The following is a 23,134-nucleotide window of genomic DNA, read 5'->3' as shown; positions in this document are numbered from 1 at the left end:
ACCGTCAGGACCCGCCCCGGACCGTCACGGACCACCAGGACCAATGACTGGCCATACGCGCTCTGAACCGGATCAACGCAGGTCCAGGGCTCGCCTGCCTCATCCCTTCAGGAGGTACCCATGAGGATGCTCATCAACGTTCCGGAAACCGTTGTGTCCGACGCGCTGCGGGGGATGGCCGCAGCGCATCCCGAGCTGACCGTCGACGTGGAGAACCGGGTGATCGTGCGGCGGGACGCGCCGGTCGCCGGGAAGGTGGCGCTGGTGTCGGGCGGGGGCTCGGGACATGAGCCGCTGCACGGCGGGTTCGTGGGTCCCGGGATGCTGTCGGCGGCCTGTCCCGGGGAGGTGTTCACCTCGCCGGTGCCCGACCAGATGGTGCGGGCGGCGGCGGTCGTGGACAGCGGCGCGGGGGTGCTGTTCATCGTGAAGAACTACACCGGTGACGTGCTCAACTTCGACATGGCCGCGGAACTCGCCGAGGACGAGGGCATCCAGATCGCCAAGGTCCTGGTCAACGATGACGTGGCCGTCACCGACAGCCTCTACACGGCCGGCCGGCGCGGCACCGGTGCCACGCTGTTCGTGGAGAAGATCGCGGGAGCCGCCGCCGAGGAGGGTCAGCCGCTGGAGCGGGTGGAGGCGATCGCCCGGCAGGTCAACGACAGCTCCCGCACCTTCGGGGTGGCGCTCGGCGCCTGTACGACCCCCGCGAAGGGCAGCCCGACCTTCGATCTGCCGCCCGGTGAGCTGGAGTTGGGCATCGGCATCCACGGTGAGCCGGGCCGGGAGCGGCGGGCGATGATGACCTCGGGGGAGATCGCCGATGTCGCCGTGCACGCGGTCCTGGAGGACCTGGAGCCGCGCAATCCCGTGCTGGTGCTGGTCAACGGCATGGGTGCGACGCCGCTGCTGGAGCTGTACGGCTTCAACGCGGAGGTGCAGCGCGTGCTGGCCGAGCGCGGGGTCGCCGTGGCCCGTACGCTCGTCGGCAACTATGTGACCTCCCTTGACATGGCGGGCGCCTCCGTCACCCTGTGCCAGGTCGACGAGGAGCTGCTGCGGCTGTGGGACGCGCCGGTGCGCACACCGGGCCTGCGCTGGGGCATGTGACCCGGCGGCCGACGCGTTCATCCGACCTCTCACGCAAGGAGATCCCGTGCTCGACGCCGATTTCTTCCGCCGTTGGCTGACGGTGACCGCCGCGTCCGTGGACCGCGAGGCGGAGCGGCTCACGGCCCTCGACTCCCCCATCGGGGACGCCGACCACGGCAGCAATCTGCAACGCGGATTCGCCGCCGTCACCGCGGTGCTGGACAAGGAGGCCCCGGGCACGCCGGGGGCCGTGCTGATCCTGGCCGGACGGCAGCTGATCTCGACGGTCGGCGGGGCGTCCGGACCGCTGTACGGCACCCTGCTGCGGCGTACCGGCAAGGCGCTCGGGGACGCCTCCGAGGTGAGCGAGGAAGAGCTGGCCGGGGCGCTGCGGGTGGGGGTGGAGGCGGTCATGGCCCTGGGCGGTGCAGCGCCGGGCGACAAGACCATGATCGACGCGTTGCTGCCCGCGGTGGACGCGCTCGGCGACGGCTTCGGCGCGGCGCGGGCCGCCGCCGAGCAGGGCGCGCTCGCGACCACGCCGATGCAGGCCCGCAAGGGGCGGGCGAGTTACCTCGGCGAGCGGAGCATCGGCCACCAGGACCCGGGCGCCACCTCGGCGGCGCTGCTGGTCGCGGGACTCGCGGAGACGGCCGGTGAGTGACATGACGGACGAGAAGCTCGTGGGGATCGTGCTGGTGTCGCACAGCGCGCAGGTCGCCGCCTCCGTCGCCGACCTCGCGCGGGGGCTGGCCGGTGGCGGTACGGCGGTGCCCGTGGCCCCGGCGGGCGGCACGGAGGGCGGGGAGCTGGGCACGAGTGCGGAGCTGATCGCCGCGGCCGCCGCGTCGGTGGACCGGGGTGCCGGTGTCGCGGTGCTCACCGATCTGGGCAGTGCCGTGCTCACCGTGAAGGCGCTGCTCGCCGAGGGTGACGAACTGCCCGGCCACACCCGCCTGGTGGACGCCCCGTTCGTGGAGGGCGCCGTGGCGGCGGTCGTCACGGCCGCCACCGGAGCCGACTTGGACGCGGTGGCCGCCGCGGCGATGGAGGCGTACGACTACCGCAAGGTGTGAGCCCTGCGACGCGGCGGGCCGTACGTCCCGCGCGGCCCCGCCGCCCCGCCCTGGTGCTGTCCGTGGACGACGGCTGGTCGGCCGTCTGGGGTCCGGCCGGCACCGGACCGGGCGCCGGCCGGTCCGGTGCCGCATCAACCGCCGTTCACCCACTGCCGCGCCAGCCGCTCCCCCACCGCCACGGCGGCGGCGTGGCTCTCGACGGGGGACGCCTGGGAGTTCTTGAAGACGATGTAGGTGACGCCGGAGGCGGTTCCGCCGCTGCGCGGGTCGGGGTCGATGCCGAGCCCTTCGGCCGTGGCGTACGACGCCTCGCCGATGATGTGGCCGGGTCCGACGTCGCCGACGACCGCGTACCGCACCCGGTCGCGGTACACCACGGCCGCGACCGAGCCGCCGCGTACGCCGTGGGCGCGGTAGTCCCAGACGCGGCTCGGGGCCGGCACCACGACGTAGGGCAGCCGTTCGGCGTCCAGATGGCGGCCGTCGGACTGGGTCGAGGCCGTACTGGCGGAGAAGGACGGGTCGGTGCGGCGGTTGCAGTGGCGGCCGGGGCGGCCGTCGCAGTCGATGTCCATGTCCGCCTTCCAGAAGACGGCGTCGCGCGTGCCGCAGACCGGGATGCCGGCGGGTGCGCCGTCGTCGCCGCGGTAGCGCCCGCGGGAGACGGGAGCGCAGTCCCGCGCACGGGCCAGGAGGTCGGCGGCGCGTACGGCACCCTCGCGCGGGGCGGCCGGCTCGACGCGCGCCCGGGCCGGGGCGGCGACGGAGGGGGCGGCGGCGGGGACGGGGGCGGCAGGGGCGGCGGCGCCGACGGGAGGGGCAGGGGCGGGAGCGGCAGGGGCAGGGGCGGGGGCGGGGGCGCCGGGGAGCGTCGTCGGGGCGAGCAGGGCGGCGCTGGCCGCGACCAGCGTGAGCGACTGGACACGCACGATAGAGGGGCCTCTCGGGGGCGGCTGACGGGCACTCGGCCCCATCTGTGCCCCGGGGGAATCACGCGGCCACCCCGATGGGGCCGGACGGCGCAAGCGGCCAAGGCCGTACGGAGGCCGGGTGCCTGAGTGCCTGTCGGCTCCGGCCACCCGGCCGCCCGCACCGGCGCGGCACGGAAGGGCGACGACAGCGACCCGCGCCACGCCCGCGAACCGCCTAGCCCTCGGGGCGAGTTCGGCTGCGGGAGGGTTCAGCATACGCAACCCCGCGGAGGCGTCTCCAGCGCCCGCCCTCTTGATGTGATCGCATCACTGGCGTCATATTGGTCCGGACCATTCCTCGCCCCGTCCCCCCGGGAGGCCGAGTCGTGCGACGCGTTCCCCTGCCCGCGCTGCTGGTCTGCGGCACGCTGACGCTCGTGGTGTCCTGCGGCTGGCGCGGGGAGGACGCGGGCGGCCCGGCCCCCGGCGCGCCGACCGGCGTCACCGCGGCGGCCGGCAGCGCGACCAGCGTGCACGTGATGTGGAACGCCGTCTCCACCGAGGCGGGCGTCCGCGCCTACGAGGTGTATCGCGGCACCGCCAAGGTGCGCGAGGTGCCGGGATCCCGGCACATGGTCGACGTCACCCGGCTGCGGCCCTCCACCACCCATGTCTTCACCGTGCGCGCCCGGGACGCCGACGGACGGCTCGGACCGCCCAGCCGCGAGGTGCGGGCCACCACCCCCGCGGCCGTCGCCGCCGACCGCTCGGCACCCTCCCGGCCGGCCGGGTTGCGGGGACGGACGGCCGGGAGCCGGTCGGTGCAGCTCACCTGGGACGCGGCGAGGGACGACCGGCGGGTGACGTCGTACGACATCCACCAGGGCGGCACGAAGATCCACAGTGTCGGCGGGAGCCAGACCGGGACGGTCGTCACGGGGCTGCGGCCGGGCACCCGCTACTCCTTCACGGTCCGGGCCCGGGACGCGGCGGACAACGTCTCCCCGGCGAGCGCCGCCGTCCGGCTCACCACCGCCCCCGGTGACGACGACGGCCGCGGCACCGCGCCGACCGGTTTCCGGGCGACGGCCCGCGCCGAGGGCGGCGCCCACTACCTCGACCTGTCCTGGGTGCCGCCCCGCGCCGACGGAGTGATCACCGACTATCAGATCCACCTCGACGGACGGGCGGCCACCTCTCTGGTGTGGGGCGGGACCGCACCCCGCGAGAAGGCGACGTACAGCTTCTACCTCGGCCGCGAGGACGGCGTACGGCACCGGGTGCGCATCCGCGCCAAGCTGCCGGACGGCACGTGGGGCGGATTCTCGGCGGAGCGCACGGTCACGACGGGCGAGTGAGTCCGGGCACCGCACAGTCTTGGGGCCGGAGCGGCGCCGGCCCGCCCGTATTCCCTCGGACGGGCCCATTCGTCACCCGCATGCGGGCCGCCCGCATGCGGGACACGGCCGGGGGACGTTGGCTGACCCTGAGGCAGCACGGGCGTTCCCCGACCCAGGCGGCGCAAGGGATGTACCGCCAACCGTGCAGCCGGAGGACACTTCCATGCGCAATACTCAGCCACTTCACCGCTGCGGGCTGGCCGTGGCAGCCGCCGCCGCGCTGCCGCTCGGCCTCGCCGCCCAGCCGGCCGGCGCGGTCTCCGGGATCTCGGTGAGCACCAGCGGCTCCACCGTCTCGGTGACGACCAGCGCCTGCACCCAGGTCGGCGGCAGCTGGGGCAACGCCTCCCTGCTGACCAGCAGCCAGGCGAACTTCGCCCAGGGCCGTCAGGCGGCGCTGACCGGCACCGCCAGTCTGCAGTCCGCCGCCTGGTCCAACGTGAGTCCGGGGACGTACACGGTCGTCGTGGTGTGCTCCAACGGCAGCACCGCGGGCAGCCAATCCGTCATCGTCTCCTCGTCCGCGCCCCGCACCGCCTCCCCGACCGCCTCGCCCTCACGGGGTGTGATGGGCGGCGTGGGCGGCGGCACCAAGGACTTCGGCGCCGTCACCATGGTGGCGGGCGGTGTGCTGGTCGGCATCGGAGCCATCGCGGGCGGCTGGTTCCTGCGCCGCCGGGGCAAGCCCTACCGGCTCTGATCCGGGGGCGGTTCGGCCAACTCCGCCAGCGCGTGGGTCAGCCACTGGGTCCAGAAGGTCTCCAGGTCGATGCCCGCCCGCAGGACGAGGTGCCGCAGCCGGTCCTGGGTGCTGTCCCGGCCGGGCGGGAAGTCCCGCTTCTCGATCTCCCGGTACTCGGCCAGCTGGCGCCGGTGCAGCTCCAGATGGCGGCGCAGGTCCTCCTCCAGGCCCTCGGTGCCGACCACGGCTCCGGCGCGCAGCCGCAGCAGCAGCGTGTCGCGGTGCGGCTTGGGGTCCTGGGGCGCGGCGGTCCAGCGGGCGAGTTCGGCGCGGCCGGCGGGCAGCACCTCGTAGCTCTTCTTCTGCCCGCGGGCCGGCTGCTCGCTGGGCAGCGCCCGGATCAGGCCGGCGGCCTCCAGCCTTCCCAGCTCGCGATAGATCTGCTGGTGGGTCGCCGACCAGAAGTAGCCGATCGACTTGTCGAACCGGCGGGTCAGCTCCAGCCCCGAGGAGGGCTTTTCGAGCAGAGCGGTGAGGATCGCGTGCGGGAGTGACATGGGGGCCATCCTAGGGACGGCCCCCGGCCCGGCTCAGAGCGCCGCCGCGAGTTCGGTGCCCTGCTTGATGGCGCGCTTGGCGTCCAGCTCGGCCGCCACGTCGGCACCGCCGATGAGGTGGGCCGGGCGCCCGGCGGCGATCAGCGCCTCGTACAGGTCGCGGCGCGGCTCCTGGCCGGTGCACAGCACAACGGTGTCGACCTCCAGGACGGTGCTCTCCTCGCCCACGGTGATGTGCAGTCCGGCGTCGTCGATCCGGTCGTAGCGCACGCCGGGCACCATGGTGACGCCGCGGTGCTTCAGCTCGGTGCGGTGGATCCAGCCGGTGGTCTTGCCGAGGCCCGCGCCGACCTTGCTGGCCTTGCGCTGGAGCAGGTGGACGGTGCGCGGCGGGGCGGGCCGCTCGGGGGCGGCGAGGCCGCCGGGCGCCGCGTAGTCCATGTCGACGCCCCAGTGGCGGAAGTACGTCGCGGGGTCCTCGTGCGCCTTGTCGCCGCTGTCGGTGAGGTACTCGGCGACGTCGAAGCCGATGCCGCCGGCGCCGAGGACGGCGACGCGCTCGCCGACGGGGGCGCGGTCGCGCAGCACGTCGAGATAGCCGACGACGCTCGGGTGGTCGACGCCGGGGATGTCGGGGGTGCGCGGGGTGACGCCGGTGGCCACCACGACCTCGTCGTAGCCGGCGAGGTCCGCGGCGTCCACCCAGGTGTTCAGCCGTACGTCCACGCCGTGGGCGTCGAGCTGGTGGCGGAAGTAGCGCAGGGTCTCGTCGAACTCCTGCTTGCCGGGGACCTGGCGGGCCACGTTGAGCTGGCCGCCGATCTCGGCGGCGCCGTCGAACAGGGTGACCGCGTGTCCGCGTTCGGCCGCCGTGACCGCGCAGGCGAGGCCGGCCGGTCCGGCGCCGACGACGGCGACGCGCTTGCGCAGCCGGGTCGGGGAGAGCACCAGCTCGGTCTCGTGGCAGGCGCGCGGGTTGACCAGACAGGAGGTGATCTTGCCGCTGAAGGTGTGGTCCAGGCAGGCCTGGTTGCAGCCGATGCAGGTGTTGATGGCCTCGGGGGTGCCGGCGGCGGCCTTGTTCACGAACTCGGGGTCGGCGAGCATCGGGCGGGCCATGGAGACCATGTCGGCGGTGCCGTCGGCGAGCAGCTGCTCGGCGAGTTCGGGGGTGTTGATGCGGTTGGTGGTGACCAGCGGGACGGAGACCTCGCCCATCAGCCGCTTGGTCACCCAGGTGTAGGCGCCGCGCGGCACGGAGGTGGCGATGGTGGGGATGCGGGCCTCGTGCCAGCCGATGCCGGTGTTGATGATGGTCGCCCCGGCCTCCTCGACGGCCTTGGCGAGGGTGACCACCTCGTCCAGGGTGGAGCCGCCGGGCACCAGGTCCAGCATGGACAGCCGGTAGACGACGATGAAGTCCTCGCCGACCGCTTCGCGCACCCGGCGGACGATCTCCACGGGGAAGCGCATGCGGTTCTCGTAGGAGCCGCCCCAGCGGTCGGTGCGGTGGTTGGTGGGCGCGGCGATGAACTCGTTGATGAGGTAGCCCTCGGAGCCCATGATCTCGACGCCGTCGTAGCCTGCCCGGCGGGCCAGGCGGGCGGTGCGGGCGTAGTCGTCGATGGTCCGCTCGACCTCGGCGTCGGTCAGCTCGCGCGGCGGGAACGGGCTGATCGGGGCCTGGAGCGGGCTCGGGGCGACCAGGTCGCGGTGGTAGGCGTAGCGGCCGAAGTGGAGGATCTGGAGGGCGATCCGGCCGCCCTCGCGGTGCACGGCCTCGGTGATCACCCGGTGCTGCTCGGCCTCCGCGTCGGTGGTGAGCTTGGCGCCGCCCTCGTACGGCCGCCCCTCGTCGTTGGGCGCGATGCCGCCGGTGATGATCAGGCCCACTCCCCCGCGGGCGCGCTCGGCGTAGAAGGCCGCCATGCGCGCGAAGCCGCCCTCGGCCTCTTCCAGGCCGACGTGCATGGAGCCCATCAGGACGCGGTTGGGCAGGGTGGTGAAGCCCAGGTCGAGCGGGCTCAGCAGGTGCGGGTAACGGCTCATCGACGCCTCCGTGCGCGGTCTGGTGCCCTGTAGTTGTAGAGGACCGCTGACCGTTTGTGCAACTAGTTGCACAAGCGTGGGGGCAAGACGTGACGGGTCGCACAGACCGCCGGGCTACGGACTCCGCCCGGCCGCCGGGCCCGCCGGATACGGCTCGGGTCGCGCACCGGCTCCCGGGGGCGGGAGGCACGACTGGGGGCGGTCACCGATCGCTGCCGGTGACCGCCCCCGGGTCGCGTGGATCAGCGGCTTTCCAGAATCAGGCGCAGTTCGCGCTCCTGGTCGCCGGAGGCCGTGCTCTGGTCGTGGACCGAGAACAGCGAGTCGAGGGTCGCACGGAACCGGTCGATCGCCCAGTAGCCGCCCTGGACGTCGGCCGTGACCGGGGCCGAGAGCCGGGCGGGACGGGCGCCCTCGTGGGGCTCGGACACGTCGAAGGTGCCGAGCCAGACCATCGGACGCGTCTCGTGCCACTGCTCGGGGATGTCGTCCTCGCACCGGTCGGACGCGAAGCTCGCGCACAGGGTGTCGAAGACCACCCGGGCGTCTTCCTTGCTGCACCCGCTGATCTCAACGGAGACGGACTCCGGGTGCGACCGTTCGCCGTTCATGGTGACCGCTCCTCTCGTGGCAGTGCCGGGAATGCGCGAGTGCCCCGCGCGGCCGCCCGCACTCCTCACCTCAGGAAAGCACCCGCCCCGGCGGGGCACCACCGGCGGGATCTCATCGGTACGAACCCGCCCCATGTGGGTCATAACGCCCCTCTTGCACCACGCCCGGGTGATTCTTCCGGCCGGTCGGGCCATGTCGGGGGATGGTGGAGTAGGGCGAGGTGGCGTAAGAGAGATGGTTGAGCGCAGGACGAGACGGGGAGTCGGCACGGGGCGGGCGTGCCGAGGCGAAGGCGGTGCGTGGGATGAGTGCGACCGGGCCACCGGCGGCCGGCGGAGCCGGGTCGGACCATGATGCGGGACGCCCCAGCGGTCTGGAGCGCGCCACGGAACGCCCCAGCGGGCTGCTGGACGTGCTGGGCGTGGCCTCGGTCGTGCTCGACGCCGAGGGGCGCATCGTGCTGTGGAGCCCCCAGGCCGAGGAGCTGTTCGGCTATCCGGCCCACGAGGCGCTGGGCCGGTACGCGGCCCGACTGATGGTGCACGAGCAGCACCTCGAACTGGTGATCAAGCTGTTCGCGGACGTGGTGGCCACCGGCCGGGGCTGGGCAGGGGCCTTCCCGGTGCGGCACAAGGACGGCAGCACCCGGCTGGTGGAGTTCCGCAACATGCGGCTGCTGGACGACCGGGGCGACGTCTACGCCCTGGGGCTCGCCGCCGACCAGTCGACCGTGCGCCGGCTGGAGCGGGACGTGGCGCTGTCGTCCCGGATGGTGGCGCAGTCGCCGATCGGGCTGGCCGTGCTGGACACCGGGCTGCGCTATGTCTCCGTGAACCCGGCGCTGGAGCGGATCGACGGCCTGAGCGCCGAGCAGCACCTGGGCCGTACGGTGCCGGAGGTGCTGCCGAGGATGGACGCCGACGCGCTGGAGGCGGCGGCACGCCGCGTGATGGACACCGGGCGGTCGGTGGTCGACCGGCCCTCGGTCGGGCGGACCCCGGCCGATCCCGACGAGGACCACGTCTGGTCGGTCTCGCTGTACCGGCTGGAGGACGCGTTCGGCACCGTGCTGGGCGTGGCGCTGTCGGTGGTGGACGTCACCGAGCAGCACCGGGCGGGCGTGGAGGCGGAGACGGCCCGGCGCCGGCTCGCCCTGATCGCCGACGCGTCCGCGCGGATCGGCACCACCCTGGACCTGGAGCTGACCGCCCGCGAGCTGGCCGAGGTCGCGGTGCCGGAACTGGCCGACGTGGCCGCCGTGGATCTGCTGGCGGCGGTGGTGGAGGGGCGGCGCAGCAGCCTCGGCCCGGCCGAGGCCGCGGTGATCCGGGCCCTGGCGGTCCGCGCGGAGGGGTCACCGGAGGCACTGACGGCCGCCGACCCGCCGGGGCAGGTGGCCCGCTACGGGCCCGACCGGCTCGTCACCCAGTGCGTGCGCACGGGCCGGCCGGTGCTGGTGCCGCACGTCAAGGACGAGGACCTGCCCCGGATCGCGCGCTCGCCGGAGGCGGCCGTGCTGCTCGGCCGGGCGGGCGTCCACTCGTATCTGGCCGTGCCGCTGATCGCCCGGGGGGAGGTGCTGGGCGCCCTGGACCTGAAGCGGACCGGCAATCCGGTGCCGTTCGGCCAGGACGACCTGCTGCTGGCCCGGGAGCTGGCGGCCCGGGCGGCGGTGCAGATCGACAACGCCCGCTGGTACCAGAACGCCCGCGACACCGCCCTCACCCTCCAGCGCAGCCTGCTGCCCAGCCATCCGCCGGTCACCGGCGGCCTGGAGGTGGCCTCCCGCTACCAGCCCGCCGGGGCCACCACCGAGGTAGGCGGCGACTGGTTCGACGTGATCCCGCTGGACGACGGCAGGACGGCGCTGGTCGTCGGCGATGTGATGGGCAGTGGGATCAACGCCGCCGCGACCATGGGCCGGCTGCGCACCGCCACCAACACGCTCGCCGTGCTCGGCCTCGACCCGGCCCGGCTGCTGGAGCACCTGGACCGGATCACGGAGGGCCTGGACCACTCGATCGCCACCTGCCTGTACGCCGTCCACGATCCCCGGCGGCGGCAGTGCCGGATCGCCAACGCCGGGCATCTGCCGCCGGTCCGGGTGCGCTCCGGGCACGGGCCGGAGCTGCTCGACCTGCCCACCGGGGCGCCGCTGGGCGTGGGCGGCGTCGCTTTCTCGACCACGGAGTTCGACCTGGACCCGGGCGACCTGCTGGTGCTCTACACGGATGGCCTGGTCGAGACCCGCCGGCACTCCCTCGACGAACGTCTCGGCACCCTGCTGAGCCTGCTCGATGGCCCGGCCCGCCCGCTGGACGAGATCTGCGACCTGCTGCTGCGCACCCTGCACCACTCCGACAACCACGACGACGTCGCGGTCCTCATCGCCCGCGTACACGCCGGGACCTGAGTCCCCGTCAAACCGGGTCGCCCCTCCCCTGCCACGCCTTCGGAGGACACCGGACGGCCGGTGGAGGCGTCCAGCAGCAGCCGGTCGGCGAGCGGCCGGTCGAGCTTCACCGTGACGTCCTCGGCGGGCGACGGGGCGGCGCGGGGTCCGCGTCGGTGCGACGACCGGCGCGGACAGCACCACGCCGCCCGCCGTCCAGCACAGGGACGGCGGGCCCGTCGTCACAGCGGCCGTGGCCGGCGCCGACGGTGACGGACCGTCCTCCCCGGCGACTCCGGCGAGCCCGAGCAGCGGCCCCAGCTCGCCGGCCGGGGTGTCCCGGGCCGGCCCGGCCGGCGGCCCCGGCGGCTCGGACGGGCTGAGCGCGACCCGCTCCAGCGGAGTGCCGTAGCCCTCCGGGGCGAACAGCCAGGCGCGCCGAACGGTCGGCTACGGCTTCTTCACCGATGTGCTGCTGCCACGGCCTCGATCCGGCCCAGGCGGACCGGGTCACCGACGCGCTGCAGGGGTCAGGCCACGCCGATGACGACTTGGGCGTACAGCTCCTCGGAGACCGCCAGACGGGGCGTCAGGCCCGCCTCGGCGAACGCCTCCAGCGCCGCCGGGGCCTGGCGTTCGCTGGTCTCGGTGAGCAGGCAGCCACCGGGCGCCAGCCAGTGCGGGGCCTGGGCGGCGACCCGGCGGGCGATGTCGAGGCCGTCGGCGCCGCCGTCCAGGGCGGTCAGGGGCTCGTGGTCACGGGCCTCGGCGGGCAGCAGGCCGACCTCGCCGGTGGGCACGTACGGCACGTTGGCCGCGAGGATGTCGATCCGGCCACGCAGTGCCGCGGGCAGCGCCTCGAACAGGTCGCCCGCGTGCACCCGGCCGCCGGCGTCGGCGAGATTGCGGCGGGCGCAGCGCACCGCGACCGGGTCGATGTCGGCGGCGTGCAGTTCGACGGGGCCGAGCGCGTCGGCGAGGGCGGCGCCGACCGCGCCGGAGCCACAGCACAGATCGACGACGACCCGTGCCTCCGGGGCCTGGGCGAGGGCCTGTTCGACCAGGAACTCGGTGCGGCGGCGGGGGACGAAGACGCCGGGTTCGACGGTGATGCGCAGGCCCCGGAACTCGGCCCAGCCGAGGACGAGTTCCAGCGGCAGGCCGGCGACCCGGCGGTCCACCAGGACGGTCAGTTCGGCGGGGGTGCGGGCGGCGTCGAGCAGGAGATCGGCCTCGTCCTCGGCGAACACGCAGCCCGCGGCACGCAGGGCGTCGATGACGGACGCACGGGAGGAGAGGGACGGGAAGGAACGAGAAGCGGGCATGTACCCAGAGCCTTTCGGGGACCGAAGGGCGCCCTCGTGGTCAGTCGGGCCGGCGATCCGCGCCGGGGTGAGGTGAGGGCACCCGTGCCGTTGCAGCGGTCATGGGTCTCACCTCCCTGATCTGGCGCGGCCGGGTCCGTCCGCAGCCGACGGCAACCCTACCCCAGGGGGTCGAACGGTCAGACGCCGACCGCCTCTTCGGCCTCCTCCTCCGCCTCCTGGGGGGCCGGGGAGACCGGGGCGCTCCGGCCCCGCTCGTACGCGCCCGCGACCGCCGTGACGGCGAGGCCCGCCACCAGCCAGGCGACCAGCGTCCCCACGGTGCGGCCGAGTCCGTCGCCGCCGAAGTACAGCAGGCCGCGGGCGCCCTCCACGAACCCGGCACCGTTCCAGAGGGCGTGCAGGGTGCCGAAGAAGCCGTTCTGCAGCTCGGGCCGGAGCAGACCGCCGGAGCTGGTGAAGTTGAGCATGACGAAGAGCACCATCATGGCGAGCGTGGTCCAGCGCTTGAGGAAGGTGTGCAGTCCGACGCCGATCATGAGGATGCCCGCCGAGTAGAGCCAGGCCAGCCCCCAGATCCCGGTGAGGTCGTGGTGGGCGAGGTGGAAGACGGGCCCGGCGAGCAGCGCGCCGATGCCGCTGACGACGACGGAGACACCGAGGGTCAGCAGCGCGCGCAGCCGCATCGGGAGCGCGCCGCCCGCGCCGCCGAGGACCGCGACCGAGGCGTAGGAGCCGATGCTGACCGCGATCATCAGGAAGAACAGGCCCTGTCCGGTGGGGTCGTCGTCGACCGGCTTCACCACGTCGGTCACCTTCAGCGGGACGCCCTGGGCTTCTGCGACGGGGGTGAAGACCTTCTCGGCCGCCATGGCGCCCAGGTCGGAGGCGGCGGTGGCGACCAGGACCTCGGGCGCCCGCGTGCTCGGGACGTAGGCGCCGGTGATGTCCCGGGACCGGAGCAGGGCGACGGCCTGTTCCCGGTCGGGGACGGTCCGCACGTCGAGCGCGTCGCCCGCCCGGTCCTTGACCGACTGGGCGAAGACCTTGGCCTCGGCGCCGCTGCCGACGACGGCGACGGGCAGGTGGTTCGGTTCGGGGGTCACGAACGCCCCCATGTACGCGAGCCCCATGCCCACGCACATCAGCAGCGGCGTGACCAGGTGCGTGAGCACATGGCGCAGCGCGGGTGACCGCATCTTCGCATCCTCCTCCGGTTCGCCGACCCGGCCCGCAGAACCAGTTGGCATATACAACTTTCTGTTTGAGTTGTACTATACAACTAGATCTGGGAGGGAGGTCCCGTGACAGCAGCCGAGGCCGTGGAGGCCATCCAGCGCGAGATGACGGTCTTCGCCCGGCGCGCCCGCGCCTCGGCGGGGCGCATGCACCCGGAGCTGTCGCTCGTCTCGTACACCCTGCTCGGCCACCTGGAGGAGCGCGACGGCTGCCGTGCCACCGACCTGGCCGCGCACTACGCCCTGGACAAGTCCACCGTCAGCCGCCAGGTCGCCACCCTGGAGCGGGCCGGGCTGATCGAGCGGCGGCTCGCCCCGGACGACCACCGGGTGCAGGTACTGCATCTCACCGGTCCCGGGCGGCAGCTGCTCGCCCAGGTCACCGAGAGCCGCCGGGCGGCGTTCCGGGAGCGGCTGGCGGACTGGCCCGAGGAGGACCTGGCCCGCTTCGCCGGGTATCTGGTCCGCTACAACGCCTGGGCACCACCCGAGCCCGAGCCCGAGGACACCTGACCGGTGATCCCCCCGGGCGTCGGAGCACCCGTCACGGGCACGTACGGTTGAACCATGAACGTCACTCGAGGCTTCACCGGACGCCCGCGCGTCCACCGTCCGGGCCTGCCGCCCGGGCAGTACGACGCGGGCGACGACTGGCCCGTGCTGTCCGCCGAGGTCACCCCCGACCTGACCCCCGCCGACTGGACCTTCCGCGTCGACGGACTGGCCGAGGCGCCCCGCACCTGGAACTGGGAGCAGGCGCACGCGCTGCCCGGCTCGGTGTACGAGGGCGACATCCACTGCGTGACCAGCTGGTCGAAGTTCGGGGTGCGCTTCGGGGGCGTGTCGCTGGACGCGTTCCTGGACGCCGTGCGGCCCCTCCCGACCGCGACGCACGCGGTCGCCTACTCGCACACCGGGTACACCACCAACCTGCCGCTGACCGACCTGACCGGCGGGAAGGCGTGGATCGCCTTCACCTACGACGGGCAGCCGCTCGCCCCCGAGCACGGCGGCCCGGCGCGGCTGCTGGTGCCGCACCTGTACTTCTGGAAGAGCGCCAAGTGGATCGCGGGCCTGACCCTCCTCGACCACGACGAGCCCGGCTTCTGGGAGCAGAACGGCTATCACGCGCGGGGCAACCCGTGGGAGGAGCAGCGGTACTCCGGTGACTGAGACCTTCACTCCCCCGACCCGGTTCGCCATCCCCGGCCGGATCGCCGTGACCCACCGGGGCGCGAACGTCTGGCAGACCGCCACCCTCACCGAGATCCGGCGGGAGACTCCGCGCGCCGCCACCTACCGGTTCGCGGTGCCCGCCTGGGTGGGCCATGTCCCCGGCCAGCATCTGCAACTGCGGCTGACCGCCGAGGACGGCTACTCCGCCCAGCGCCACTACTCGCTGGCGTCCGCGCCCGACGACTCCGGGCACATCGAGCTGACCCTGGACCACGTCGAGGGCGGTGAGGTCTCCGGCTGGTTCCACGCCGAGGCCCGGCCCGGCGACCGCGTCGAGGTGCGCGGCCCGGTCAGCGGTTTCTTCGCGTGGCCCGGCGACCGGCCCGCGCTGCTGATCGGCGCCGGCTCCGGTGTCGTCCCGCTGATGTCGATGGTCCGGCACCACCGGGCGCGCGGGCTCGACGTGCCGCTGCGGCTGCTGGTGTCCGCGCGCAGCCCCGAGGAGCTGATCTACGCCCGGGAGTACGGCGCCGAGACCACCCCCGTGTTCACCCGGAGCGCCCCGCGGGGCACCCCGGTGGGCCGGATGACCGCCGCGCATCTGGAGCCCGTGCTGGCCGAGCGGCCGCCGGGTGGCTGGGAGGTCTACGTCTGCGGCTCCAACGCCTTCGCCGAGCACGCCTCCCGGCTGCTGGTGGCGGCCGGCCAGCCGGTGGACCGGATCCGGATCGAGCGCTTCGGCTGAGTCCCGCCCCCGCCCCTCCCCCTCTGCGTGAGCGAACTCCACCGGACGGGTACGAGGACGCACAGGGGTGCTCGCGCGCGAGGGCGGCGAGGAGGCGGCAGATGCGGACCCGGGTGCTCGGCTGGCGCTGGCGGCGCAATCCGCTGCGGCGCCGGTCGGACGTCGTGGAGGCGTGGACGGTGCTGGTCGTCGCCGTCCTGCTCGTGGTGGGCGCACCCTTGGCGGGAGCGGGCGCGGCCTGGTGGGCACATCAGGACGCCCGGGCGACGGCGGCCGAGCAGCGCGCGGAACGGCACCGGGTGCGGGCCGAGGTGGTCGACCACGGCCCCGACTCGATGTCCGCGCTGCAGGGCGGCCGTGCGTACGCGTACCGGGCGACCGTGCGCTGGACCGACCCCGGGGCCGGGGTACGGACGGCCGTAGCCCGGGTCCCCGCGGGCACCGAGCGGGGCGAGCGGGTCGACGTGTGGTTCGACGGCCGGGGCCGCACGGTGCCGGCACCGCCGGACGACAGCGTGATCTGGCAGCACTCCCTCGCCATGGGCGGCTGCGCGGCGGGCGTCACGGCCGGGACGGTGCTGCTCGGTCACACGCTGGTCCGCCGGGCCGCGCTCCGGCGCCGGCTCGCCGAGTGGGACCGGGAGTGGGCGCGCACCGAGCCGCAGTGGACCCGGCGGCGGGCCTGAGAAACCCCGTGACCAGCGAAGTCAACGTCATGTTCGACCTGTCGGACAGTGTCCGAGGCGTGGGCCGGGTCTGGCGAGCGAACGTGACGTGACCCTACGGTGTGATGGTCAACGGCCCTCTCCAGCGAAGGCGGTCCTCCATGGCCCTGTTCGACCTCCCGCTCGACGAACTGCGCGAGTACCGCAGCGACTCCACCGAGCCCGGGGACTTCGACGCCTTCTGGTCCAAGACCCTCCAGGAGGCGCGCGAGCACGACCTGGACGCCCGGTTCGAGCCCGTCGAGACGGGCCTGGCCACGGTGCGGGTGTACGACGTGACGTTCGCCGGATTCGGCGGCCACCCGGTGAAGGGCTGGCTGGTCCTGCCCGCCGCGGCCGAGGAGCCGCTGCCCCTGGTGGTGGAGTTCGTCGGCTACGGCGGCGGGCGCGGTCTGCCGCACGAGCATCTGCTGTGGGCCTCCACCGGCCGCGCGCACTTCGTGATGGACACCCGCGGCCAGGGCAGCGCCTGGGGCGGCGGGGGCGGCACCGCCGACCCGGTGGGCGGCGTCCCCGCCTACCCCGGGTTCATGACCCGCGGCATCGACGCGCCGGAGAACTACTACTACCGCCGGGTCTTCACGGACGCCGTGCGGGCCGTCGAGGCCGCCCGCTCGCACCCGCTGACCGACGCCTCCCGCACCGTCGTCCTCGGCGGCAGTCAGGGCGGCGGCATCGCCATCGCGATGGGCGGGCTGCTGCCGGATCTGGCGGCGGTCGCGCCGGACGTGCCGTTCCTGTGCGACTTCCCGCGCGCGACCACCATGACGGACCGCCACCCGTACCGGGAGATCGGCCTCTACCTCAAGACGCACCGCGGCCGCACCGAGGACGCCCTGCACACCCTGTCCTACTTCGACGGCGTGCACTTCGCCGCCCGCGGCCGGGCGCCGGCGCTGTTCTCGGCGGCACTGGAGGACCAGACCTGCCCGCCCTCGACGGTCTTCGCGGCGTTCAACGCCTGGGCGCACGAGGACAAGGCGATCGAGGTGTACGACTTCAACGACCACGAGGGCGGCGGGCCGTACCAGGAGCGGGCCAGGATCGGCTGGCTGCGGTCGTACGCCTGATCTCCCGGACGCCTCCCGCCCCGGACACCTCCTGCCGGGCCGCTGTCCAGGACACCTCCTCCCCTCCGGTCCGACCGGTCGGTACATTCGGCGGCGACTCGGCGCGCGCCGGGCGTTCCGACGGACGACGGACGACGGACGACGGAGGGTGCATGTCCTAGCACGGGTCCGCGGTCCACGGCCCCGGTCCGGCTACCACGCGCTGACCTACGGCCACTCGTCGGCGAGGTGGTGTGCCGGGTCTCCGGGCTGCGGCCGCGCGCCTTCCTGGAGCGGGAGGTGACCGGGCCGCTCGGCACCGACTTCACCATCGGCCCGCCGGAGCGGGAGGCAGGGCGCACCGCCCGGCTGGTGCGCGCGCCGACCGCACCGCCCGGCTGGTGCGCGCGCCGACCGCGCCGCGCGGCGAACGGGCGCCGGTCCTCGGCCGGTCGGCGCCCGCCGTGCTGGCGGCGCTGACCAACCCGGTGGTGGGCGCGCGGGAGGGCAACACGCCCGAGTGGCGGGCCGCCGAGATACCCGCGGTCAACGGCCACGGCACCGCCCGGGCGGTCGCGGCCTGTACGGGGTGCTGGCGGGGCGGGGCAGCCCCGGCGGGCGGCGCCTGCTGTCCGCCGCCGCGGCCGAGCGTGTACGCGAAGGGCAGGGCGCCTGGGACCTGGTGCTCGGCGCCGGGTCCGACCGGGACACCGAGGCCGGGCTCGGCTGTGGCTGAGCGGCGCGAACGGCTCGTACGGGCCGAACCCGCGCACCTTCGGCCATGACGGCTTCGGCGGCTCCTGCGGTCTCGCGGCCCGGGGGCGGGGGTATCGCCGGGTCATGTGATGAACCGCATGGGCCCGCGCATCGCGGACGACCCGCGGAAGATGGCCCCGGTGGAGGCTCCGTACAGCGCCAGGTGACGCCGCCCGAGGGGCGGTCCGGCGCCCCCCGAAGGGCGGACCGCGCGGTCCGGTTTCGGCCGAACCGCCGGGCCGCCCTTCCCTGCTGGTTTAGACCAATGCTAGATGTGGTGGCGCAATGAGCCCATGCGGCTACGGCACGTCACCAACAGGAGGGCGCGGCATGGCCCGCACCACCCCGCACAACCACCCGCAGACCGCCGGCCGGCCCGCCCACCGGTCCGACGACCAGCCCCTTTACTGGCGGATCGCCACCAAGTTGCTGGGCGAGCTGCGCGACGGCACCATCCCGCCCGGCGAACGGCTACCGGGAGAGCGGCAGTTGGCCGAATACTTCCGGGTCAGCCGGGAGACCGTACGGCAGGCGCTCGACGTCCTGCGCCGCGACGGCCTGGTCGCCACCGACCGGCGGGGCAGCCACGCGACCCTGCCCGGCCCCCCGGTCGAGCACCCGACCTCGCTCGCCTTCCCGGTCGGCGCCCGCCGCCCGGCCGACCCGCGCGCCGTCGACCGGGCCACCGTCGCCTGGGAGACCCCGCCGCCCGCGCACGCCGAGGCCCTGGGGCTGGCCCCGTACCGGCCCACCCTGGTGCACCGCTACGAGTCGGCAGGCGCCGACGGCCGGGGCCGGCGCACCGCGGTGACGTCCTTCTCGGCGGTGGCGCTCACCGAGGTAGAGGAGCTGGGCCGCTACCGCGACCGCGCCGACGGGACCTCCTCCGCACAGCTGCGGCGCGCCTACGACTGGATGCGCCGGTCCGGCCTGACGCTGCACCACCGGGACACCATCACCCGCCTCCCGGACACGCCGTCGGTCCGGGTGACCCGGCTCGTGCAGGACCAGTACGCCCGGCCGCTGGAGATCACCGACCTCCTCCTGGACGCCCAGCAGGACGCGCTCGTCTACGAGTTCACCCTCCCGGCGGCGGTCTGACCGGCGCCGCCGCGCGCTACGGGAGCCGCCGGGCCGCCACCGTCCGGACCCGTGGGCTCCCGTCCCGCCGGTACCCGAACTCCGGCAGGGCGTACAGCTCCACGGCGAAACCGGCCCGCTCCAGCTCCCGCCGCACCCGGCCGAGCCCGAAGGTCCGGTAGTACATCACGAACGGCGGCCGCCGGACGGCGTTGCGCACCCGCATCACGGCGTCGAAGCCCAGCAGCGTCCAGTAGGCCCGTGAACCGGGCCCGGGCGGGGCGACGACCGGGAAGGCGAACCGGCCGCCCGGCCGCAGCACACCGTGGACCTGCGCGAACAGGCCGGGCAGCTCCTCCGGCAGGAAGTGCCCGAACGCCCCGAAGCTGACCACGAGGTCGAAGGCGGGACCGAAGGGCAGCGCGCGGGCGTCCGCGTGGACCCAGGAGAGGCGCGGCCCGCCCCGCGGAGGGAGGACCCGCCGCCGGGCCACCGCCAGCATGCCCGCGCTGAGATCCACCCCGGTGACGCTCTGCGCGCACATCCGGGCCAGCACGCCGACGCCCGCGCCGGTGCCGCAGCACAGGTCGAGCCCCGTCCCGAAGGGGCCGATCGGGGCCAGTGCCGCGGCCACCGCGTCCAGGACGGAGTCCGGCGTGCGGAACGGGGTGTGGTCGAATTTCGGCGCGAGCAGGTCGTAGCCGCGCTCGACCGACGACAGCGCCTGGACGGCGAGTTCGCGCAGGCTGGGGCCTTCAGGACCGAACATCACCCCCAGCTTACGGCGGCGGCTTCACCCGGACAGGCCGGACAGGTCGCCGGGGCGGATCCGGTAGACCTGAAGGCGCAGGCCGTAGTACTTGGTCGTCTCGCCGACCCACTGCATGCCGAGGCGTTCCGCGGTGGCGACGGCCCGCTTGTTGGCGGGCCGGGCGACCGCGAACAGCTCGTCGGCGTCGTGGTCGAAAGCCCAGCCGATCAGCGCTCGGGCGGCCTCGACGGCGTACCCCTGGCCCCAGGCCTCGGGCGCCAGTTGCCAGCTGACCTCCAGATCGTCCTCGTAGGGCGGCAGCAGCCGGATACCGAGTCCGCCGACGACCGTGCCGTCGTCCCGGCGCTGCACCGCCCAGCGCCCCCGGGGCGGCACCAGGTTGGGCTGGCTCTCCCGCCAGGCCTGGAGCAGACAGCGCATGGCGGCGGCGTCCCGGACGCGCTCCATCGCGGGGGTCAGCCAGTGGGCGACGTCCGGCGAGCCGTAGATGTGGAGGGCGGCGTCGGCGTCGTCGACGGTCCAGTCACGGATGACCAGCCGGCCGGTGGTCAGCGGAGTGTCCATGGTCCGATGTGTACCGCGTCCACGGCACGGCCATCCCGCCGGGCGGGCGGGCGGGGCGGGCTGCGTGCAGTCACCCGGGGCGGAAGGGCCACGGCGGGAATGAGGGAGCGCGTCGGTGCGTTCTCTCGTACGGCACGCGCAGTAGGTGCTACAGTGCGATCGGTACATGTGTCACGCCCTGTCTTGGGCGCCGGTACCGGTTCTTCTCTCTCATCTCTTCTCTCACCTCGTCGCCGTACGGCTGTCGATCCGTACGCCGAGGTGTTCCCGCCGCCCGCGGGTGCGCTGTGCGCCCGTCTCCTCCGCGGCTTCTCCCCCTCCCCTTCCGCATGACCTCCGCCCGCGTCCTCGAAAGGACCGACCTCATGACCACCACTCTCGAACACCCTCTCCTCCAGCAGCGGTCCCCGGCCGCGCGAGCCGTCACCGGCGTCCTCGACGTCGACCCGGACGGGAAGGGCCGTCTGCGCGCCGAGCACTGTCTGCCCTCGCCCGCCGACCCGCAGGTACCGGCCGCGCTGATCCGCCGGCACGGACTGCGCAAGGGCGACCTCGTCGACGGCGTGAGCGACGCGCGGCGCACGCTGACCGGCGTCGAACGCGTCGGCGGCCGGGCGCCCGGCGCGCTGCGCGGCCGGCCCCACTTCCGGGAGCTCATCCCGCTGCACCCGCACCGGCGGCTGCGTCTGGAGCATCCGGCGGCCGGGCTCACCGGACGGCTCGCCGATCTGATGGCGCCGCTCGGCAAGGGGCAGCGCGGGCTCATCGTGGCCCCGCCCAAGTCCGGAAAGACCGTCCTGCTCCAGCAGACCGCCGCCGCGATCGCCGGGAACCACCCCGAGTGCCGGCTGATGGTCGTCCTGCTCGACGAACGCCCCGAGGAAGTCACCGACATGCGCCGCTCGGTGCGGGGCGAGGTGTACGCCTCGACGTTCGACCAGGCGCCCCGTCAGCACATCGCGCTGGCCGAACTGGTCGTGGAGCGGGCCAAGCGGCTCGTCGAACAGGGCCAGGACGTGGTGATCCTGCTCGACTCGCTGACCCGGCTGTGCCGGGCGTACAACAACGCGGCCTCCTCGGGCGGGCGCACGCTCAGCGGCGGTGTCGACGCGGCGGCCGTGCTCGGCCCCAAGCGGTTCTTCGGAGCCGCGCGGCAGACCGAGGAGGGCGGCTCGCTCACCATCCTCGCGACGGCGCTGGTGGAGACCGGCTCCCGGGCCGACGAGTACTTCTTCGAGGAACTCAAGAGCACCGGCAACATGGAGTTGCGCCTCAGCCGCGAGCTTGCCTCGCGCCGGCTCTTCCCGGCCGTCGACATCACCGCCTCCGGCACCCGCCGTGAGGAACTGCTCCTGACACCGGCCGAATCGGCCGCCGTCCGCGGTCTGCGCCGGGCGCTGCGGTCCCGGGACGCGGCGGCCGACCTGGAGACGCTGCTGCGGCGGATGCGCGAGACCCCGGACAACGCGACGTTCCTGCGGCGCGTCCAGCCGACCCTCCCGGCCGGGTGACGACCGCGTGTGGCATCCGGGTGCACGCGCTCCGGACAACGGCCCGGGCAGCGCGGCCCACGCCGGGGGCGTTCCTAGGTTGCTTGTATGACGATCGGATTCTCATCTCGGGTGACGGTGTCGACCTGCGGTTTCTGCCTGGTGGGCGTCCTCGCCGTGGCGCCGGCCGCGGTGGCCGCCCGCTCCGGCACCGACCCCGGCGCGCCGGTCGGACCGGCGGCGGCCCCCCGGCCGTCGCTGCTGTACCGGCCCGGAACCCACGTCCGCCCGCGCGCCGGGGCCCCGAAGCTCCCGGACGTCTCCGCCCGGTCCTGGCTGGTCGCCGACGCCCGCACCGGCGACGTGCTGGCCGCGCACGACGCACACCGCAAACTGCCGCCGGCGAGCACTCTGAAGACCCTGTTCGCGCTCACCGTGCTGCCGACGCTGCCCGGCGGCATCCGGCACCGGGTCGAACCGAGGGAACTCAAGGGCATCGGGTCGGGCAGCAGCCTGGTCGGCGTAGCCGAGGGCCGCACCTACCGGGTCACCGATCTGTGGCGCGGCGTCTTCCTCAGCTCCGGCAACGACGCCGTACGGGTGCTCGCCGCGCTCAACGGGGGCTGGCGGGCCACCGCCCAGCGGATGCAGGCGAAGGCGCGCTCGCTGGGCGCGCTCGACACGCGGGTGGTGTCACCCGACGGGTACGACGCGCCGGGCCAGGTGTCCTCGGCGTACGACCTGGCGGTGTTCGGGCGGGCCGGGCTGCGCAGCGCGGAGTTCGCGCGGTACTGCGGCACGGTCGAGGCCGGCTTTCCGGGGCGCGGCGGATGGGTGTACCCGATCCGGAACACCAACCGGCTGCTGACCGGCGCCGACGGCGTCGAGCGGTACCGGGGGCTGATCGGCGTCAAGAACGGCTACACCAGCCGCGCGGGCCACACCCTCGTCGCAGCGGCCCGCAAGGGCGGGCGGACCCTCGTGGTGACGGTGATGAATCCGCGCGAGGGCGGCGGGTTCGCCGTCTACGAGGAGGCCCGCTCGCTGCTCGACTGGGGGTTCGGCGCGGCCGGCCGGGTCGAACCGGTGGGGTCGCTGGACGCCCTGCGGGCCCGGCCGCGGCCGGGCCCCGACCCGGTACCGGCCGCCGTGGCCGTCGCCGCCCCCGATCCCGGGCCCGGCTGGGCGGAGACGGCGGCGATCGCGGCCGCCGCGGGGCTGGGCGCCGGGGCGGTCACGCTGGCGTTGCGGTCCCGGGCCGTCCGGGCCCGTACGGTGCGGGGATGACCGGCCGGCAGCCGGGGCGGCAGCCCGAGGGCGGGTCAGGCACGCGCCCGTCCGGCGCGGTCCAGCACCGCGAACGACGGCTGTGGCCGTACGAGATGGCGCACCCAGGTCTCGCGAGCCGCGCGCGCCGGGACGTGGCCGACGGGCCGG

The 23,134-nt window shown here is 74.4% G+C and carries 22 protein-coding genes and 1 pseudogene; 15 read left to right on the top strand and 8 right to left on the bottom strand.

Going from position 1 to position 23,134, the window contains the following annotated elements:
* Positions 1–120 precede the first annotated feature (120 nt).
* From dhaK to dhaM, 3 genes are read left to right on the top strand one after another with little or no spacing between them, the layout of a single operon-like run.
* On the top strand, positions 121–1,113 hold the full coding sequence (gene dhaK / locus VE614_RS08615; protein ID WP_324934329.1) for a dihydroxyacetone kinase subunit DhaK: 993 nt from the start codon (positions 121–123) through the stop codon (positions 1,111–1,113).
* Between the two features lie 46 nt (positions 1,114–1,159).
* Positions 1,160–1,759, top strand: coding sequence for a dihydroxyacetone kinase subunit DhaL (dhaL, locus tag VE614_RS08610; protein WP_324934327.1), 600 nt, complete (start codon positions 1,160–1,162; stop codon positions 1,757–1,759).
* A gap of 1 nt (position 1,760) precedes the next feature.
* Complete coding sequence (dhaM, locus tag VE614_RS08605; RefSeq protein ID WP_324934365.1) at positions 1,761–2,171, top strand: dihydroxyacetone kinase phosphoryl donor subunit DhaM; 411 nt, start codon at positions 1,761–1,763, stop codon at positions 2,169–2,171.
* 134 nt (positions 2,172–2,305) lie between these two features.
* Here dhaM and VE614_RS08600 read toward each other — a convergent pair whose 3' ends face one another.
* Entirely contained in the window at positions 2,306–3,103 is a 798-nt protein-coding gene (locus VE614_RS08600) for a glycoside hydrolase family 75 protein (RefSeq protein WP_324934325.1), read from the bottom strand.
* Between the two features lie 368 nt (positions 3,104–3,471).
* On the opposite strand from VE614_RS08600, the gene VE614_RS08595 reads away from it, so the two are divergent.
* Positions 3,472–4,443 (top strand): fibronectin type III domain-containing protein, encoded by a 972-nt coding sequence (locus tag VE614_RS08595; RefSeq protein ID WP_324934323.1) that lies wholly within the window; start codon positions 3,472–3,474, stop codon positions 4,441–4,443.
* Positions 4,444–4,648: 205 nt separating this feature from the next.
* Positions 4,649–5,185: a hypothetical protein gene (locus VE614_RS08590; RefSeq protein WP_324934321.1), complete on the top strand. Its 537-nt coding sequence runs from the start codon at positions 4,649–4,651 to the stop codon at positions 5,183–5,185.
* Here the strand turns inward: VE614_RS08590 and VE614_RS08585 are convergent.
* The 3 genes from VE614_RS08585 to VE614_RS08575 all read right to left on the bottom strand — a co-directional run bounded on the left by VE614_RS08585 (position 5,173) and on the right by VE614_RS08575 (position 8,384).
* A complete protein-coding gene (locus tag VE614_RS08585; RefSeq protein WP_324934319.1) occupies positions 5,173–5,724 on the bottom strand; it encodes a PadR family transcriptional regulator in 552 nt (183 codons plus the stop codon). The genes VE614_RS08590 and VE614_RS08585 overlap by 13 nt on opposite strands.
* Before the next feature lie 33 nt (positions 5,725–5,757).
* Positions 5,758–7,773 carry an NADPH-dependent 2,4-dienoyl-CoA reductase gene (locus VE614_RS08580; RefSeq protein WP_324934317.1) on the bottom strand — a complete coding sequence of 672 codons (2,016 nt, stop codon included), beginning with the start codon at positions 7,771–7,773 and terminating at the stop codon, positions 5,758–5,760.
* A gap of 242 nt (positions 7,774–8,015) precedes the next feature.
* A complete protein-coding gene (locus tag VE614_RS08575; protein ID WP_324934315.1) occupies positions 8,016–8,384 on the bottom strand; it encodes a hypothetical protein in 369 nt (122 codons plus the stop codon).
* Positions 8,385–8,689: 305 nt separating this feature from the next.
* Here VE614_RS08575 and VE614_RS08570 point away from each other — a divergent pair, with 305 nt between their 5' ends.
* Positions 8,690–10,798, top strand: a complete 2,109-nt coding sequence (locus VE614_RS08570; RefSeq protein ID WP_324934313.1) for a SpoIIE family protein phosphatase — start codon at positions 8,690–8,692, stop codon at positions 10,796–10,798.
* 509 nt (positions 10,799–11,307) lie between these two features.
* Here the strand turns inward: VE614_RS08570 and VE614_RS08565 are convergent.
* Positions 11,308–12,102 carry a putative protein N(5)-glutamine methyltransferase gene (locus VE614_RS08565; RefSeq protein ID WP_324934311.1) on the bottom strand — a complete coding sequence of 265 codons (795 nt, stop codon included), beginning with the start codon at positions 12,100–12,102 and terminating at the stop codon, positions 11,308–11,310.
* 179 nt (positions 12,103–12,281) lie between these two features.
* Entirely contained in the window at positions 12,282–13,301 is a 1,020-nt protein-coding gene (locus tag VE614_RS08560; protein ID WP_324934309.1) for a hypothetical protein, read from the bottom strand.
* A gap of 105 nt (positions 13,302–13,406) precedes the next feature.
* On the opposite strand from VE614_RS08560, the gene VE614_RS08555 reads away from it, so the two are divergent.
* From VE614_RS08555 to VE614_RS08525, 7 genes and pseudogenes are all read left to right on the top strand, one after another.
* The gene (locus VE614_RS08555) at positions 13,407–13,853 is read left to right on the top strand and encodes a MarR family winged helix-turn-helix transcriptional regulator (RefSeq protein ID WP_324934307.1); all 447 of its coding nucleotides are present in this window, start codon (positions 13,407–13,409) and stop codon (positions 13,851–13,853) included.
* A gap of 54 nt (positions 13,854–13,907) precedes the next feature.
* Entirely contained in the window at positions 13,908–14,513 is a 606-nt protein-coding gene (locus VE614_RS08550; RefSeq protein WP_324934305.1) for a sulfite oxidase-like oxidoreductase, read from the top strand.
* Positions 14,506–15,261: a ferredoxin reductase gene (locus VE614_RS08545; protein WP_324934303.1), complete on the top strand. Its 756-nt coding sequence runs from the start codon at positions 14,506–14,508 to the stop codon at positions 15,259–15,261. Before VE614_RS08550 ends, VE614_RS08545 begins: the two co-directional genes overlap by 8 nt.
* A 101-nt stretch (positions 15,262–15,362) precedes the next feature.
* Positions 15,363–15,947, top strand: coding sequence for a DUF3592 domain-containing protein (locus VE614_RS08540; protein ID WP_324934301.1), 585 nt, complete (start codon positions 15,363–15,365; stop codon positions 15,945–15,947).
* Between the two features lie 140 nt (positions 15,948–16,087).
* The gene (locus tag VE614_RS08535) at positions 16,088–17,056 is read left to right on the top strand and encodes an acetylxylan esterase (protein WP_324934299.1); all 969 of its coding nucleotides are present in this window, start codon (positions 16,088–16,090) and stop codon (positions 17,054–17,056) included.
* A 175-nt stretch (positions 17,057–17,231) separates the two neighbouring features.
* A pseudogene (locus tag VE614_RS08530) lies at positions 17,232–17,958 on the top strand (serine hydrolase); the annotation flags it as partial.
* 163 nt (positions 17,959–18,121) lie between these two features.
* Complete coding sequence (locus VE614_RS08525) at positions 18,122–18,892, top strand: GntR family transcriptional regulator (protein WP_324934297.1); 771 nt, start codon at positions 18,122–18,124, stop codon at positions 18,890–18,892.
* A gap of 16 nt (positions 18,893–18,908) precedes the next feature.
* Here the strand turns inward: VE614_RS08525 and VE614_RS08520 are convergent, their stop codons facing one another.
* Both VE614_RS08520 and VE614_RS08515 read right to left on the bottom strand, forming a co-directional pair.
* Positions 18,909–19,640, bottom strand: coding sequence for a class I SAM-dependent methyltransferase (locus VE614_RS08520; RefSeq protein WP_324934295.1), 732 nt, complete (start codon positions 19,638–19,640; stop codon positions 18,909–18,911).
* A gap of 24 nt (positions 19,641–19,664) precedes the next feature.
* The gene (locus VE614_RS08515; RefSeq protein WP_324934293.1) at positions 19,665–20,207 is read right to left on the bottom strand and encodes a GNAT family N-acetyltransferase; all 543 of its coding nucleotides are present in this window, start codon (positions 20,205–20,207) and stop codon (positions 19,665–19,667) included.
* Between the two features lie 212 nt (positions 20,208–20,419).
* Between VE614_RS08515 and rho the strand changes: the two genes are divergently transcribed.
* On the top strand, positions 20,420–21,718 hold the full coding sequence (gene rho, locus VE614_RS08510; RefSeq protein ID WP_414719547.1) for a transcription termination factor Rho: 1,299 nt from the start codon (positions 20,420–20,422) through the stop codon (positions 21,716–21,718).
* A gap of 87 nt (positions 21,719–21,805) precedes the next feature.
* A complete protein-coding gene (locus VE614_RS08505) occupies positions 21,806–22,984 on the top strand; it encodes a serine hydrolase (RefSeq protein ID WP_324934289.1) in 1,179 nt (392 codons plus the stop codon).
* The last annotated feature ends 150 nt before the right edge of the window (positions 22,985–23,134 follow it).

Origin of the sequence: Streptomyces sp., from assembly GCF_035645055.1 — a bacterium.
Taxonomy (GTDB): Bacteria; Actinomycetota; Actinomycetes; order Streptomycetales; family Streptomycetaceae; genus Streptomyces.
This window is presented reverse-complemented; position numbering and strand designations above follow the sequence as displayed.

Bases quoted from the DNA above. Each gene is read 5' to 3' on its own strand.
- dhaK (WP_324934329.1), top strand. From the start codon at position 121: ATGAGGATGCTCATCAACGTTCCGGAAACCGTTGTGTCCGACGCGCTG.
- dhaM (WP_324934365.1), top strand. From the start codon at position 1,761: ATGACGGACGAGAAGCTCGTGGGGATCGTGCTGGTGTCGCACAGCGCG.
- VE614_RS08590 (WP_324934321.1), top strand. From the start codon at position 4,649: ATGCGCAATACTCAGCCACTTCACCGCTGCGGGCTGGCCGTGGCAGCC.
- VE614_RS08585 (WP_324934319.1), bottom strand. From the start codon at position 5,724: ATGTCACTCCCGCACGCGATCCTCACCGCTCTGCTCGAAAAGCCCTCC.
- VE614_RS08580 (WP_324934317.1), bottom strand. From the start codon at position 7,773: ATGAGCCGTTACCCGCACCTGCTGAGCCCGCTCGACCTGGGCTTCACC.
- VE614_RS08575 (WP_324934315.1), bottom strand. From the start codon at position 8,384: ATGAACGGCGAACGGTCGCACCCGGAGTCCGTCTCCGTTGAGATCAGC.
- VE614_RS08570 (WP_324934313.1), top strand. From the start codon at position 8,690: ATGAGTGCGACCGGGCCACCGGCGGCCGGCGGAGCCGGGTCGGACCAT.
- VE614_RS08565 (WP_324934311.1), bottom strand. From the start codon at position 12,102: ATGCCCGCTTCTCGTTCCTTCCCGTCCCTCTCCTCCCGTGCGTCCGTC.
- VE614_RS08560 (WP_324934309.1), bottom strand. From the start codon at position 13,301: ATGCGGTCACCCGCGCTGCGCCATGTGCTCACGCACCTGGTCACGCCG.
- VE614_RS08550 (WP_324934305.1), top strand. From the start codon at position 13,908: ATGAACGTCACTCGAGGCTTCACCGGACGCCCGCGCGTCCACCGTCCG.
- VE614_RS08540 (WP_324934301.1), top strand. From the start codon at position 15,363: ATGCGGACCCGGGTGCTCGGCTGGCGCTGGCGGCGCAATCCGCTGCGG.
- VE614_RS08535 (WP_324934299.1), top strand. From the start codon at position 16,088: ATGGCCCTGTTCGACCTCCCGCTCGACGAACTGCGCGAGTACCGCAGC.
- VE614_RS08525 (WP_324934297.1), top strand. From the start codon at position 18,122: ATGGCCCGCACCACCCCGCACAACCACCCGCAGACCGCCGGCCGGCCC.
- VE614_RS08520 (WP_324934295.1), bottom strand. From the start codon at position 19,640: ATGTTCGGTCCTGAAGGCCCCAGCCTGCGCGAACTCGCCGTCCAGGCG.
- VE614_RS08515 (WP_324934293.1), bottom strand. From the start codon at position 20,207: ATGGACACTCCGCTGACCACCGGCCGGCTGGTCATCCGTGACTGGACC.
- VE614_RS08505 (WP_324934289.1), top strand. From the start codon at position 21,806: ATGACGATCGGATTCTCATCTCGGGTGACGGTGTCGACCTGCGGTTTC.